Origin of the sequence: Flavobacterium magnesitis (assembly GCF_041729735.1) — a bacterium.
Lineage (GTDB): Bacteria > Bacteroidota > Bacteroidia > Flavobacteriales > Flavobacteriaceae > Flavobacterium > Flavobacterium magnesitis.
Genome location: NZ_JBCFQK010000005.1, coordinates 37,991 through 53,217, shown reverse-complemented (window position 1 = coordinate 53,217; position 15,227 = coordinate 37,991). Strand labels below are relative to the sequence as shown.

14 protein-coding genes are annotated in these 15,227 nt (G+C 33.1%); 5 read left to right on the top strand and 9 right to left on the bottom strand.

Annotated features, from left to right (window positions below; translation table 11 throughout):
• Positions 1-35 precede the first annotated feature (35 nt).
• From AAGV33_RS05325 to guaB, 3 genes are all read left to right on the top strand, one after another.
• Positions 36-587 carry a hypothetical protein gene (locus tag AAGV33_RS05325; RefSeq protein WP_373390917.1) on the top strand — a complete coding sequence of 184 codons (552 nt, stop codon included), beginning with the start codon at positions 36-38 and terminating at the stop codon, positions 585-587.
• Positions 584-1,984 carry a DUF5723 family protein gene (locus AAGV33_RS05320; RefSeq protein WP_373390916.1) on the top strand — a complete coding sequence of 467 codons (1,401 nt, stop codon included), beginning with the start codon at positions 584-586 and terminating at the stop codon, positions 1,982-1,984. Before AAGV33_RS05325 ends, AAGV33_RS05320 begins: the two co-directional genes overlap by 4 nt.
• Before the next feature lie 133 nt (positions 1,985-2,117).
• Positions 2,118-3,590: an IMP dehydrogenase gene (gene guaB, locus AAGV33_RS05315; RefSeq protein WP_373390915.1), complete on the top strand. Its 1,473-nt coding sequence runs from the start codon at positions 2,118-2,120 to the stop codon at positions 3,588-3,590.
• 59 nt (positions 3,591-3,649) lie between these two features.
• On the opposite strand, the gene AAGV33_RS05310 is transcribed toward guaB, so the two are convergent.
• The 3 genes from AAGV33_RS05310 to AAGV33_RS05300 form a co-directional block, all read right to left on the bottom strand.
• Positions 3,650-4,078: a PIN domain-containing protein gene (locus AAGV33_RS05310; protein WP_373390914.1), complete on the bottom strand. Its 429-nt coding sequence runs from the start codon at positions 4,076-4,078 to the stop codon at positions 3,650-3,652.
• A 3-nt stretch (positions 4,079-4,081) separates the two neighbouring features.
• Positions 4,082-4,330, bottom strand: coding sequence for a DUF6364 family protein (locus AAGV33_RS05305; RefSeq protein ID WP_373390913.1), 249 nt, complete (start codon positions 4,328-4,330; stop codon positions 4,082-4,084).
• An 80-nt stretch (positions 4,331-4,410) separates the two neighbouring features.
• Positions 4,411-5,031: a hypothetical protein gene (locus AAGV33_RS05300; RefSeq protein ID WP_373390912.1), complete on the bottom strand. Its 621-nt coding sequence runs from the start codon at positions 5,029-5,031 to the stop codon at positions 4,411-4,413.
• A 188-nt stretch (positions 5,032-5,219) separates the two neighbouring features.
• On the opposite strand from AAGV33_RS05300, the gene AAGV33_RS05295 reads away from it, so the two are divergent.
• The gene (locus tag AAGV33_RS05295; RefSeq protein WP_373390911.1) at positions 5,220-6,065 is read left to right on the top strand and encodes an SGNH/GDSL hydrolase family protein; all 846 of its coding nucleotides are present in this window, start codon (positions 5,220-5,222) and stop codon (positions 6,063-6,065) included.
• A gap of 149 nt (positions 6,066-6,214) precedes the next feature.
• Positions 6,215-6,802, top strand: a complete 588-nt coding sequence (locus AAGV33_RS05290; RefSeq protein WP_373390910.1) for a hypothetical protein — start codon at positions 6,215-6,217, stop codon at positions 6,800-6,802.
• An 87-nt stretch (positions 6,803-6,889) separates the two neighbouring features.
• Here the strand turns inward: AAGV33_RS05290 and AAGV33_RS05285 are convergent, their stop codons facing one another.
• The 6 genes from AAGV33_RS05285 to nirB all read right to left on the bottom strand — a co-directional run bounded on the left by AAGV33_RS05285 (position 6,890) and on the right by nirB (position 14,928).
• Positions 6,890-8,374 (bottom strand): MFS transporter, encoded by a 1,485-nt coding sequence (locus AAGV33_RS05285; protein WP_373390909.1) that lies wholly within the window; start codon positions 8,372-8,374, stop codon positions 6,890-6,892.
• 392 nt (positions 8,375-8,766) lie between these two features.
• A complete protein-coding gene (locus AAGV33_RS05280; protein ID WP_373390908.1) occupies positions 8,767-9,426 on the bottom strand; it encodes a response regulator in 660 nt (219 codons plus the stop codon).
• An 87-nt stretch (positions 9,427-9,513) separates the two neighbouring features.
• A complete protein-coding gene (locus AAGV33_RS05275) occupies positions 9,514-11,325 on the bottom strand; it encodes a sensor histidine kinase (protein ID WP_373390907.1) in 1,812 nt (603 codons plus the stop codon).
• 12 nt (positions 11,326-11,337) lie between these two features.
• Positions 11,338-11,922 (bottom strand): DUF4202 domain-containing protein, encoded by a 585-nt coding sequence (locus tag AAGV33_RS05270; RefSeq protein WP_373391029.1) that lies wholly within the window; start codon positions 11,920-11,922, stop codon positions 11,338-11,340.
• A 33-nt stretch (positions 11,923-11,955) separates the two neighbouring features.
• Positions 11,956-12,333, bottom strand: coding sequence for a nitrite reductase small subunit NirD (gene nirD / locus AAGV33_RS05265; RefSeq protein WP_373390906.1), 378 nt, complete (start codon positions 12,331-12,333; stop codon positions 11,956-11,958).
• Positions 12,334-12,420: 87 nt separating this feature from the next.
• Positions 12,421-14,928 carry a nitrite reductase large subunit NirB gene (gene nirB / locus AAGV33_RS05260; protein ID WP_373390905.1) on the bottom strand — a complete coding sequence of 836 codons (2,508 nt, stop codon included), beginning with the start codon at positions 14,926-14,928 and terminating at the stop codon, positions 12,421-12,423.
• Positions 14,929-15,227: the final 299 nt, after the last annotated feature.

Sequence of the window (15,227 nt, the reverse complement as noted above, 5' to 3'; positions counted from 1 at the left end):
AGCGTTTTAAAGCTAAATCCATTTGAAATCCCCCGATGAAAAAATATCTAAATAGGCTTATTGGTTTTGTTCTCCTTATCGGCTGCAGTTTTTCTTGTTCCAGCGATTTAGATTTTGATCAGGCAAATGATTTGAAATTGAAACCAACTTTTGTAGGTAACTTTAGTTATTTTGATGCTCCTGCTACAGCATTTGTTGCTAATGATGGTTCTGAATACGATTTAGCCTTTGATAATCAGGATTTTGATGTGTTTAGAGATAAATATCTAAATGATTATTTGCAAAGAGCCGATTTTTATTTCGAAATAAACAACACAATTAATAGAGCATACACTTTAACGATTATTTTAATGACTGAAAATGATGAAGCTCTGACTACCATAAGATTTAATGTTCCTGCTTATTCAGGAACTCCTAATACGATTACCAGAACAGAAATTTTTGAAAATGCCAGATTGGATTTGCTAAAAAGTACCAGAAAAATGGGCTTTCAAATTGCTATGGCTCCTGGTCCAGCTTTGGATAAAAACAGCACAGGAAATTTAATATTGCGTTCTAATGCAACAGCTTATTTGGAAATACAATGAGAAAAATACTTTTGATTTTAGGATTATTCCTTGCTATAAATTGTTTTTCTCAGAACAAGCAAATTTTATATAATTTCACTTCCGTTCCGCAGTCGTTGATGACTAATCCGGGTGTCGATTTCAAGTATAAATATTATTTTGGAGTTCCGTTGCTTTCGGGAATGTCTTTTAAAGTAGGTACAACCGGATTTTCTGCTTATGATTTGTTTGCCAATGATGGAGTCGATTTCAATCAGAAATTACGAAATGTAGTCTATTCCACAACCAGACGGGATCATGTTGCGGTAAACGAGCAAATCGAGATTTTTAATGGTGGAATCAAATTAGGAGATTGGCTAGAAAATAAAGGTTATCTGTCGTTTGGTTTGTATCAGGAATTTGATTTATGGAGTTATATGCCGAAGGATTTAGCTATTTTAGCTTTGGATGGAAATCAAAATTACATTGGTAAAACTTTTAATTTATCCGATTTGAATGTAAAAGCCGAAATGCTGTCGGTATTGCATTTAGGTTATCATAAAAATGTTTCCGAAAAATTCATAATAGGAGGAAGAGCTAAAGTTTATTTTAGTGGTTTCAATGCCACTTCTACCAATAACTCAGGTTCGATAACTACAAGACTTTCAAATACTACAATGTACGAGCAAGAAATTAATTCGGATATGAGGTTAAATACTTCGGGGATTTCAAAATATATTGCCGATGATTATGATGGCGATGTAGCAACTGACGTTAGAAAACAAGTTTTATTAGCTGGAGATTTAGGTTTGGGATTTGATCTGGGATTTACTTATTATCCTAAAAAAAATACTCAAATCACAGCAAGTATTCTGGATGTTGGTTTTATAAGACATACCAAAGATGTTGAAAATTTTACCTATAGAGGTTATTATAAATACGAAGGAATCAACCCTAATTTTACCGATATAGATAATCCTGACGGTGTGTATAGCGATTTTAAAAAGGCAGTTAAGTTAGATACTTTATATAATAAATATACCACTTGGCGTCCCATCAAATTGAATGCTTCCTATCAATATTCGTATGGAACTCCTTCTGATGATGATTGCGTTTGTATAACAGGAGATAAGCGTTATAAAAATGCAGTAGGAGCACAACTTTTTGTAATGAGTACACCAAGAGCGCCCATAACAGCGTTGACGGGCTTTTATCAAAGAAATATTTCAAACCAATTTCAGGTAAAAGCAACTTACACACTGGATTCCTATTCTTATACGAATGTGGGATTGGGATTATCGGCTAATCTGGGAAAGTTCAATATGTATTTTATGGCTGATAATTTATTAGAATATCGAGACGTGTCTAAAGCCAATAGTCTTTCGTTTCAATTTGGTTTTAATTTTATTTTCGCAGATAGTAATGAACCTTCATATTGATACTGTTTTTATCATAAAAGAATCTCATACGCTATTGTTACCTAAAAGTTAATGTTAAATTAATTGGATTCTGAATTATAAAAAATCAAAATAATTTGCTATATTTGCACGCAATTCAACTAGAAATTGCAACATGATAGCACACAACTCCAAGATTATCGGCGAAGGTTTAACTTACGATGATGTATTATTAGTTCCTAATTACTCACATGTGCTTCCTCGCGAGGTGAGTATCCAAACAAAATTTTCAAGAAACATAACACTTAACGTTCCTATTGTATCTGCAGCTATGGATACCGTAACCGAAAGTTCTATGGCAATTGCTATGGCACAAGAAGGAGGAATTGGTGTTTTACATAAAAATATGACAATTGAGCAGCAAGCTGCCAAAGTTCGTAAAGTGAAACGTGCCGAATCAGGTATGATCATAGATCCAGTTACTTTACCACTTACTGCTACTGTTGCTGATGCAAAAGCAGCAATGAAAGAATACGGTATTGGTGGAATTCCAGTGGTTGATGAAAATCAAAAATTAAAAGGAATTGTTACTAACCGTGATTTGCGTTTCGAAAAAAACAGTATTCGTCCTATTGTTGAGGTAATGACTAAGGAAAACCTGGTTACAGTTGCTGAAGGAACTTCGTTAGAACAAGCTGAAGTTGTTTTACAAGGACACAAAATCGAAAAACTTCCTGTAATAGATAAAGACAATAAATTAGTGGGTTTAATCACATTTAGAGATATTACTAAATTGAACCAAAGACCAAATGCTAATAAAGATAAATACGGACGTTTGCGTGTAGCTGCGGCTTTGGGAGTTACTGCAGATGCGGTTGAAAGAGCTACAGCTTTAGTAAATGCGGGTGTTGATGCTGTAATTATCGATACAGCTCACGGACACACTAAAGGAGTGGTTGATGTTTTAAAGCTAGTTAAAGCACAATTTCCTGATTTAGATGTAATCGTTGGAAATATCGCTACGCCAGAAGCAGCTCAATATTTAGTTCAAAATGGAGCTGATGGAGTAAAAGTAGGAATTGGACCTGGTTCAATTTGTACTACTCGTATTGTAGCTGGTGTTGGATTTCCTCAGTTTTCAGCGGTTTTAGAAGTAGCTGCTGCAATCAAAGGTTCAGGAGTTCCTGTAATTGCTGATGGTGGAATTCGTTATACAGGAGACATTCCTAAAGCTATTGCTGCAGGTGCTGATTGTGTGATGTTAGGTTCACTTTTAGCTGGAACAAAAGAATCTCCAGGAGAAACTATTATTTTTGAAGGAAGAAAATTCAAATCTTATAGAGGAATGGGATCTGTAGAAGCAATGCAAACAGGTTCTAAAGATCGTTATTTCCAGGATGTAGAAGATGATGTTAAGAAATTAGTTCCAGAAGGAATTGTAGGTCGTGTGCCTTATAAAGGAGAATTGAACGAAAGTATGTTACAATTCGTTGGTGGTCTTCGTGCCGGAATGGGGTACTGTGGTGCTAAAGACATTGCGACTTTGCAGGAAACAGGACGTTTTGTACGTTTAACTTCAAGCGGAATCTCTGAAAGTCATCCTCATAACGTTACAATTACGAAAGAAGCTCCAAATTATTCCAGATAATTTCAAAGCTTAATCCATATAAAAAAGGCTGTTTAAAGTTAAAACTTTGAACAGCCTTTTTATTTTTGGTTTGAGATTTTTAATTTAAGATAATTGTCAGGCGTCATAACACTTAAAGAACTGTTTTTGTAGTCTTTTGTGTTTCTTGTGATTATGATGTCAATTTCTTTATTGAGTTCTGCTGAATAATTTTGTAAGGCATCTTCAAAATCTTTAAATTCTGAATGGAGGGCTTGTATAATAGAGTGTTTATCAATTACAAGAATTTCAGTAATTGAAATAAGTAGCTTTAATTTTTCTATTACTTTTTCATGTTTTGCCGTTTGTCTTAACAGATAATACACATTGCTAATAATTACAGGAGTTACAAATCCGGTAATTTCTTTAGATTCGCAAAGAGACAAAATTTTGGCCGCATTTTCCGAAAAAGGAATTCTGTCAAAAAAGAAATCAAGTATTACATCTGTGTCAATTAAAATTTTCACCATAAATTATAAATACTTTTTATTTAAAATCTTAGCTAAATCTTTTTTGTAATCATTGTTTTCTGGAGTATTGAAAGAGCCTTTTAGTGATTTGACTATAGGTGTCAATTCAATATCGCTTTGGGCTTCATCTTTAGTTAATGCTTTTAGATAATTTTCAATTAAATCAGATAAGCTGCGTTCTTTTTCTTTGGCGTACTTTTTAGCCTTTTCAATTACAGATTGCTCGATTGTTAATGTTAGCTTAGTATTCATGATGCATTATTTTTATTAAACTCAGAATTACAAAGTTAAGTATTTTTTAGCACGTGTAAAAATGTTTTTAATCACACGTGTTAATCATATTTAGGAGAAAAATTAATCTCTTCTTTATCCTTTGTTTTAGTGGAAGTTCGAATCTCTTTTAAGCAAGCTCCTTTTTCATCTTTTGTGATACATTGTATTGCAATTTCGTCTACAGTTTTATCTTTTTTGTCTTTGATAACAATTTTAGAAAGCTCGTTGTTCTTGTAATCATAATATTGAGTGTGGAAAGGAGTAAAGTTATCCACTATTTTAGCAATAGTTCCATTGCGATTGTAATGATAAATAGCTTCATTTTCCTTGTATTGCTTTTTAGTGTAGCAACTAATGCGTTCGCGTTGATTTGGTTTCCAACGGGTTTTACAATAATAAGGTTCTTTGTCAGGATATTTTTCTACTACAAACCATAATTTCTTTTCAGTTTCTTGTATTAGATTACCTGATGCATCTACTGTTTTAGAGTATTTAATGCGGCCGTTTTTTGTAAAAATGATTTCCTTTTTCTGTAAAAGCTTTTTCTTATTGTTTACTATTGAATACTTTTCTTCAATGGCTGATTTTATACCTTTAGGCAGTAATTGTTTGTCAATATATTTTTTTGTAGCACAGGATTGCAATGCTAAAACAACGATAAAAAAGAATAAAGTTCTCATAATCATAAAGCTTAGTTATGACTAATTTAAGGATTTAAACTTTTTAAATCAAAAGTTTATAGCATTTAGGTGTAGGTTTTGGTTAATAGAATTATCAAAAAAACAATTTCAACTAACGAGTTAATTTAAGTAGATTTGGTTTAGAAATTAAATCAATTCAAAATACAATCCTTTAGATACATAAAAACATGAAAAATAGAATAGCTAGCATCTGTATCCTTTTGTTGACAATGGGTTTTAATGGATTTGCACAACAAGCGGTTCCAAAAGTAGAATTAACAGAAAAAGAAAAAACACTAACCACACAATGGCAGGGCAAACGCGTAGCTTTTCTGGGTGATTCGATGACTGACAAACGTCGTGTGGGAACTACTTATGTGTATTGGGAGTATCTAAATGAATTACTAGGAATAGAATCTTTTGTATATGGAATTAGCGGGAATCAATGGGATGCCATTTACAAACAATCCTTGAAGTTGTATGACGAAAAAGCAACGAACATTGATGCAATTCTGATTTTTGCAGGTACAAATGATTATATGCACAATACACCTTTGGGTGAATTTTTCACTGAAACAACAAAGGTAACTAATTTTAACGGCAAGCAAGTAACACGTAAATACCGAACTCGAATTCTGAATGATTCGACTTTTTGTGGACGAATTAATAAAGCCATGTCTTATCTAAAGAACAATTACCCGCAACAACAAATTATTATTATGACACCTATTCATAGAGGATTTGCTAAGTTTAACGATAAGAATGTACAACCTGACGAAAACTTCGCTAACGGACAAGGATTGTATATTGATTCCTATGTTGATATTTTAAAACAAGCGGCTTCTTATTGGGCAGTTCCATTGATTGATTTGTATTCTACAAGTGGATTGTTTCCAATGGCTGAGGCACAATTACAATACTTTCATAAAAAAGATACAGATAGATTACATCCTAATGCATTGGGCGATTATCGTCTGGCAAAAACCATTCAATATCAATTATTAGGATTGCCTTCCGGTTTTGTTAGTGAATAAGGGATATGCTTTTTTTGATTCTGAAATTTTCAAAACGAGATAAATTATTCTAAATTGATAATCGCTGCAAATGAGCAATAGTTTTACTAATTTTTATAACATCGCTTTAGTATGAATTCATTTGATATAATTTTATAAAAACTATATATATGATTGAAGCAAATTATACTCTAAAAATTACTGATATAAAAAGTCAGATTGATACGAAAAATTTAGCCAAAAATTTAGAATTAAAATCGCTCGAAGATTTTTATGATTTATGTATATTTAATTCTATAACCTCATTAGATTTGGATGTTGTAATTGATGGATTTCTAAATTCAAAACATGATTGGCAAAATAAATTTTATGCAAGATCTATGATTTTGATTCTAAATGAGCATTTAGAAAAAATTCATAATCTTATGAATTCTAAATTTTATAAATTTCTTTCATCAAATAGAGTTTTCAATAGTTTGGAAAATGAAATTGTAGAAAGTAAAAAATCTTATAAAGACCTTAATAGACGTAAATCGATGTTAAGTAATTTAAGAAATAACACTATTGGCCATCGAAATGAAAATGGAGAAAGTTTTTATAATTCAATTAATAATTTGGATTTACAAGAAATTTTTAATTTGGTATTAGATACACAAAAAATTCTATCAAAATTTACTGATTTATCTACTCATATAATCAAAATAATTGCTGAGGAATTTCAAGAATTTTATAAAGAAATTAAGTCTAAAAAACTTTAGTCTATTAGACTATATAACATAAAAAGCACACCCTTATATTTCAATTTCAAACCTAAGGGTGTTTTTGATATGATAAAGAATTAAACTTTAGCTTTTTGTTTCAAATTGTTTGGATAAAGTAGGTTCGTTTTTATTCATCATTTTAGTGATGGTAATGTGCATCCAAACCAGACAAATGATAGAAAACAACAATACAAATAACCATGAACTTGACCAAAGTCCGGTGTATTCCAGTAAATAACTAAAGATGATAGGACCAAAGAATCCACCAAGTCCACCAAGTAATCCAACCATTCCACCTACAACACCTACTTCGTTAGGGAAATATTCAGGGATGTGTTTGTAAACGGCAGCTTTACCAATTCCCCAGGAAATACCAATTAAAACTACTAAAATCAGATACACCCACATATTGGCATCAAATTTAATTTTGGTGATTCCTTTGGCGAGTAATTCTTTTTTAGCTACGTTTTGGTTTTGGGTTACAATGACTTCTTGCCAAGAGGTTTTACTTGGAAAAATACCCATTCCATCGCTAGCTATTTCTTCTTTGGCTTTTATAGGAATAGCGGTTTCGCCTATTTTAATATTCGTTGCTGAAACTTCAGTAACTACACCTGCTTTTTTCGACATAATTCCAGCACCAGCTGTAGTGATTTCCATTTTTGGAACCATTAATAAAGCACTAAATAAAACCGATGTTCCCAATACCCAATACATTACTTTTCTAGCACCGTATTTGTCTGATAAGTATCCACCAAAGGCACGAATAACTCCAGATGGCAAACTGAATAAGGTAGCAAACATTCCGCCCATAACTAAGCTGGTTTGATACACATTCATAAAGTTAGGCAACAACCATTGAGAATATGCCACAAAACAACCAAATACTAAGAAGTAGTAGGCTCCAAAACGCCAAACGCGAACATTTTTTAGCGTAGAAAGCATTTGTGGAATTGTTTTAGTTGATTTTTCTAATTTTTTATTTTCGGCAAAAATGATAAAGAAAACGCCAATAATCAATAAGGCGGCTCCGTAGATAACAGGCAATGTTTTCCATCCGTTTTCGGGATCGTCAATAGCAAAATGATTCAATAGGGAAGGAGCAATAAAGGTAGTAATAGCAGCTCCGGCATTTCCCATTCCGAAAATTCCTAAAGCTCTACCTTGCCATTCTTTTGGGTACAAAATAGAAGTATATCCTACGCCCACAGCAAAACTAGTTCCTACCATTCCGAATAAAAAACTTAAAACGGCAAACATTAAAAAACTATCTGCCAGCGGTAAAAGAAAAAGCGGAATAGAACATAAAAGTAATAATGAGGTAAATACGTATTTCCCACCATATTTATCGGTTAGAATACCTATTGGCAAACGCATAATAGCTCCGGTTAAAATAGGAATTCCTAATAACCAGCCTACTTGTACCACGCTCCAGTTAAAAATTCCTTTGTCTACTAAGTAAGTTACTAACACACCATTTAATGTCCAGCAAGCAAAACATACTGTGAAGGCCAATGTATTGAGAAATAACATTCGGTGTGATTTTGATAGGGAGTTTGCGTTTTTCATAAAACTTATATTTTTCAACAAATTTAAGTACTATAAACGGGTAAAAAGCTGCGAAAACGCAGTTTTTATAAAATAATTAAGTATAAATACGTATTTTAATTACGTATTTATTTCAAATTCTCTTTTGCTGTTGATTATACAGATTTTCGCAGATTAAAAAATATTAGATTATTCTTTGAGTGCTTTGCGAAAACTTTGTGCCTTTTGTGTTTAAAATTAGCCACAGATTGACACGGATTTAAAGGATTAGATTATTCTTTAAGTGCTTTGCGAAAGCTTTGTGCTCTTTGTGTTTAAAAAGGCATAAATAAAAAATCCTGTTTTCTAGTAACAACTAAAAAACAGGATTGATATAAAAAGTGTATTATTCGAAACCAATAAAACTTGGATTCTTAAATCAACGAATATTCGGTAGCTTTATTAGAAAGTTCCATCAGGTTTTTTACTTTCAGTTTTTTCATTAGGTTAAAACGGTGTACTTCGGCAGTACGTTTACTGATTTCTAAAGCTTCGGCAATTTCTTTGTTTCCTTTTCCAGATAATAATAAGGTAAGGATTTCTTTTTCTCTTTTAGTAATCGTCAGGTCTTCAGCAAGTGTTGGTTTTGGTTCCAAAGAAGTAGAGCTGCTAGTCAACTGATTGATCAAAATAGACGAAATGTCTCCAGTAAAATATTTACCGCCATTAGCAACAGAATGTAATGCTTTTAAAAATTCTTCTTTACTAGAACCTTTTAGTAAGTAACCATCGGCACCTGCTTTAATAGATTTTAAAACATATTCTTCCGATTCGTGCATCGAAAGCACAATAATCTTTACGGGATTGTTCAGGTTGCGTAATTTTTCAACCACTTCAATACCGGTATGATGTGGCATTCTAATGTCTACAATTAATAAGTCAGGATTTGTTGTTGTAACAATTTCTAAAGCTTCTAATCCATCCGTTGCTTCACCTACCACAACTATGTTTTTCTCGCTTTCTAAAAGTGATTTGATGCCATCTCTAACAAAAAAATGATCATCAGCAAGGACAACTCGAATCGTTTGGTTCATAACTTACTTATTTTTAAGAATATAAAATTTACGTATTTAATCTAAATTAGCGCAATATACGTATTTTTTACGTATTTTATTTCAAAATTAAATGGGAATATTAAAAGTAATTCGGGTTCCTTCGCCAGGAATGGAGTTGATAAATACACGTCCGTTAATGTATTGCACTCTTTCTTTCATGAATAATAATCCCATTCCAGACTCGCTATTTCGCTTTTTTTCTACTGCCGTAACATCAAATCCTTTTCCGTTGTCATCCACCGTAATACTAAGTATTTTGTTGCTGTGGGAAAGTTGTACAATAATATGCGAAGAATTGGCATACTTGATTGCATTATTGATGGCTTCCTGAGTAAGACGGTAAATATTGATTTCGATTAAAGAATCCAGTCTTTGGTCAAAATCCGTTTTATTGTAAAATTGAACATTTTTACCCGTTAGTTTTGCCAGTTCCAAAGTCAGTTTAGCAATCGAAGAAACAATGCCGTGATCGCTCAATTCCGGAGGCATCAGGTTGAAGGTTGCGGTGCGAACGCCTTTTATAATATCTAAAGAAAGTTTCTTTAAATATTCTATTTTTTGAGCTGATTTTTCTTTGTCGTCCAGATTGATGCTTTCCAGACTAAACTTCAATCCCGTTAGCATTTGCCCAATTCCATCATGGATTTCGCGCGCAATTCGGTTTTGTTCGTTTTCCTGGTTCTCAACAATTTTACTCGAAATGACTTTTTGCTGATTTATTCTTTCAATAATGTTTTCTCTATTCAATCTTTCGACTTCTAATTCGGCATTTTTTCGAACCGTAATATTGAAACAAATCACTAATAATTCGGATTCTTCTTTTCTAATTCGAACAGGAATCATCGACATATCCAACCAAAGCATATCGCCATTTCTATCGGTTGTATTTAACTCGCCTTGCCAGCCGCTTCTTTGTTTGTCAGCAATAATTTGGTCTATGGCTAATTGCTCTTTTTCTATAGTTGTTAAGGCTTGAGAAAAACTTTTATCAGTATCAAATGAAGGATTGTATTGTAATAATTTAGAAAATTTTTCACCCATGTGAATGATTTTTCCATGTGGACTAATTCGGCAATACAGCAAGGTGTTTTCCATTGCATAGTTCAAAGACTTTAATTCTTTTACTGAATTTTCTTTGATAATACTGATAGCTTCGGTATCACGAGCCAGTTTGATAGCTCTTCTTTCAGAAGACAATAATTTGAAAATTAGAACTTCAATTTTCTTATTGGTAGGTTTAAAAATAAAAAAGAATTCCAGTAATAAAATCAGTAACGTAAAACTTAAAATTCCGTATTCAATGTTGCGTTGTTTCGTTACTTTTTCTAATGCTTCATACTCGTATTGACTTACAATAAGATTCATTTTAGTAACAAATAGCGCTACATTATCCAGTATAACCTGAACTTCTTGTTGGTTTAAAGTTTGAGAAACTTTTTTTTCTCGATTGTCTAAGTACTTTCTAGTTGCACGCTCAATAGCGTCAACATTAGGTTTTACTGCATTGAAAAGTTTTAAAAGACGCGGACTCTTGGTTTCGGGAAAATTAATACTGTCATTTCCTTTTTCTAATGCAAAATGAGTGAATTTCCAGAGTTCCAGCGTTTTTTTTATGTTCGAAATGGATTCTGCTTCATTTGAATTATCAGTTGAAGCATTTAAGATCAGGATTTCTTTGGCTAATTTTTGACTAAACATTCTTTGTCTCCCCGAAATATTGATTAATCGGGAATCATTAAGTTGGCTGCTGATGTTGTACTGGATAAGCAACTGACTTAGCAGAATGGTAATAGCAATAGTAATTAAAGCAAATAAATACATTTGCTTTAATTTTTTAAAATTAAGATTTTCAGAAAACGCTTTGGCTTCTTTTATCATAATGGAAATGAATTACAATCCAAGAGCGTCTTTTATCAATTGAAGATTTTCGTCAGTATAGCTTATTTTTAAAGCGGCCTGATGTCCTTTTTCAGACATTTTATTCCAGGTTTTTAGAATAATATTTTTGAGCTTTTCGGTATCGTGTTTTTGTACAAATGGCTCAAGATAAAATTCTAGGAACACTAAACAAATTACATCTTCAAGGAGTTGTGTTTCTTCGTCTTTTTTAAGTAATTTTTTTTCGATAAGAAACGAAACCCGATCAATAAATTCTTGGGAATATCCTACTGAAGCTAAGATTTCAGCAGTAGTTTTGGCGTGAAATTTTTTCAATTCTTCACGCCATTTGAGATAACCCACGCGATCCATTGGATAGGATTCTCTGGGCATTTTCCAACGACAAATGTGTTGTGCTTTTGCCGCAATTTGAACTTCTTCTGAAGCGTTTGGATGAAAATCCAACAGCCTTTCATACATTCTATTCGAATACAATAATTCTTTTGGGTAAGATTTCGATTGAAATATCTCACTATTAGGATCTTGTGCATTTTCTGCATCAATCCTTGCGCTGGCGTTTTGGAATGGCGTAAGTATCATTTGGAAAAGTATATTTTCAAAGATACATAATTATTCTAAAAACCCAACGAATACTTCGTTGTCCACCACTTTTACAGGATAAGTTGCAATAGAAAAATCGTCTCCATTTAAGTTAGAACCATCCACCAGAGAAAATGTTTTTTTGTGCATTGGACAAGCAATTTTAGGAACACCATCTGCTGAACCTGTCATTCCTCTTGATAAAACCATTTCCATTTTATGCGGACAAGCGTTTTGACAAGCGTACCATTCGTTTCTTCTTTCGAAATTAAAAACAGCAATTTGTTTGTCTTTGTATTTGATACATCCCCCTCTGTTACTTGGAAAGTCTTTGATATTACCAGCTTTAAACCAAGTGGTTACTTCATTTACAGTAACCGTTTTGTATTTGTCTAAAATATTTTCCATGATTTATCTTTTTTTCTCATTTCCAATTCCTCTCAAAGAAAGAGTAATTGAAATTGAAGTATTATTTTTTTTGTCTTAACTTGAAAATTACCAAGCTTTTGGCATTTTTTGATCTCTTAATCCCACATATTCAATGTTGTCATCTTTCTCATCAGAGTTCACAAAGTGACTGAAACGTTTCATCAATCTTGGTTTTTCTAATACTTGTTTCCATTCGCATTCAAATGTTCCAACTAGTTGTTCCATTTCTGCTTCTAAGGTTTCACAAATTCCAATACGATCATGGATAATTACTTCTTTTAAATAATCTAATCCTCCGTCTAATTTTTCTAACCAGGTAGATGTTCTAACCAATGGTCCAGCCGTACGGATGTAGTACATTAGGAAACGATCCATATATTTGAATACGGTTTCTTTATCGATTTGTTCGGCTAAAAGTACAGCGTGTTTAGGATTTGCTCCACCGTTTCCACAGATGTAAAGATTCCAGCCGCCTTCAACAGCAATTACTCCAAAATCTTTTCCTCTTGCTTCGGCACATTCTCTAATACAAGCAGAAACGCCTCCTTTTAGTTTATGAGGAGAACGAATTCCTCTGTAACGGTTCTCTAATTCGATAGCAAAAGTGGTACTGTCATCCATTCCGTAACGACACCAGGCATTACCCACACAACTTTTTACAGCTCTTAAAGATTTTCCGTAAGCGTGTCCGCTTTCAAAACCATTTTCGATAAGAATTCTCCATATTTCAGGTAAATCGTTTAAGGCAGCGCCAAATAAATCCACACGTTGTGCTCCAGTAATTTTTGTATATAAATCAAATTGTTTCGCTACTTCGCCAATTACAATTAGTTTTTCTGGCGTAATCTCACCACCTGCAATTCTTGGTACAACCGAATAGGTTCCGTTTCTTTGAATATTAGCAAGATACCTGTCATTAGTATCTTGTGTTGTAACGTGTTTGTTTGCTGTATCGTTGTAAATACTAGAGAAAATAGATGCTACTAAAGGTTTACAAACTTCGCAACCATCTCCGTTTCCGTGATGATCAATCACTTCATAGAAATTAGTGTATTTGTTGATTTTTACCAAATCAAATAGTTCTTGTCTGGTATGATTGAAGTGCTCACAAATGCTTTCTTTTACTTCTTTCCCAATTGATTTTTGAGCTGCTTTTACTAAATCAGCAACCATCGGTTTACAACCTCCACAACCTGAAGTGGCTTTGGTTTGTTTTACTACATCACCAAATGTATTTGCAGTTCCGTCAATAATTGAACAACAAATAGCGCCTTTAGTTACATTTTCGCAAGAACAAATTACAGCAGTATCGGGTAAATCAGAAGCACTTCCAAAAGTAGAAGCTTCTCCGCCTCTTGATCCCAAAATCAAATCTTCTGGGTTAGGAGGCAACGCCATTGCATTGCTGTAAATTTGGAATAATCCGTTGTAATCACTTGCATCACCTACCAGAATTCCTCCTAAAAGGGTTTTTCCGTCTTTGGTAACATTGATTCTTTTATATATTCCGCTAAACTTATTTTCATAAACAATAGCAGTAACAGTATCATTTTCGATAAAAGGATCTCCAAAACTCGCTACTTCAACACCAATTAATTTTAATTGAGTTGACATATCGATTACTTCTCTCATTGTTTTGTCTCCGTTCATGATCTGCTCTGCCGCAACATCAGCCATTTCATATCCTGGAGCCACAAGACCATAAATCATGTGATTGTAAAGTGCCACTTCACCAATTGCGAAGATATTAGGATCAGAAGTTTGCATTTTGTTGTCTACAACAACTCCGCCTCTAACGCCTACTTCAAGTCCGCAAACTCTTCCTAGTTCATCACGAGGTTTGATACCTGCCGAAATAACCAGCATGTCTACTTTTAGCAAATCATCGCCTTCAAACATCATTCCTGTGATGGCGTCTTCACCAGCAATGTATTGAGTAGATTTATTCAAATGAATACCAATACCCAATTCTTCAATTTTTGATTGAAGCATATCACTAGCACCTTTATCTAATTGTCTTGGCATCAATCTCGGAGCAAATTCTACAACATGAGGATTTAATCCTAAATCACGAACTGCTTTTGCTGCTTCCAGACCTAATAATCCACCACCAAGAACTGCTGCTTCTGTAGCTCCGCTTTGTTTGATTTTTTTAGCATAAGCCATAATCGCATCCAGATCTTCAATTGTTCTGTAAACGAAAACACCTTCTTTGTCTACACCTTCAATCGGCGGAACAAAAGCTGCTGAACCTGTAGCTAAAACTAAGTAATCATACTCATGCGTTTTACCTAAGTGCGTATGTATGGTTTTAAGTTCTCTACTTATGTCTGTAATTAATTCAGAAGTATTTAGTATGATATTATTTTCTTCATACCAGTTTGAAGTTGATAATGATAAATCTTCAGCAGTCTTACCAGCAAAGTATTCACTCAAGTGAACTCTATCGTAAGCGCGTCTTGGCTCTTCTCCAAATACGGTAATTTGGTAATTTTCATGTCCTTGTTTCGATATGAATTTTTCACAAAATTTATATCCCACCATGCCGTTTCCGACTACTATTACTTTTTTCATAATATCATTATTAAGTATTACGAAGCAAATATACGTATTAATACTTATTTTTAATACTTAATTTTAGTTTTTTGATGTTAATTGAGATATTATGAAAACTACGGGTATAAAATGGATAATGTGTAAAAAACAGTCGAAGTTTTTTTTGTTTTTTAATCAATTTTTAGATAGTTGTTTGGTTTGTCAATGGTTTTTACCGTCTAAAATGAAAAAATAGCAACTAAAATAGCAACTTAATGTTGTGAAATAGAAAAAGCATCAAGAATAAGTACTTTTAGATACTTATTTTGATGCTTCAG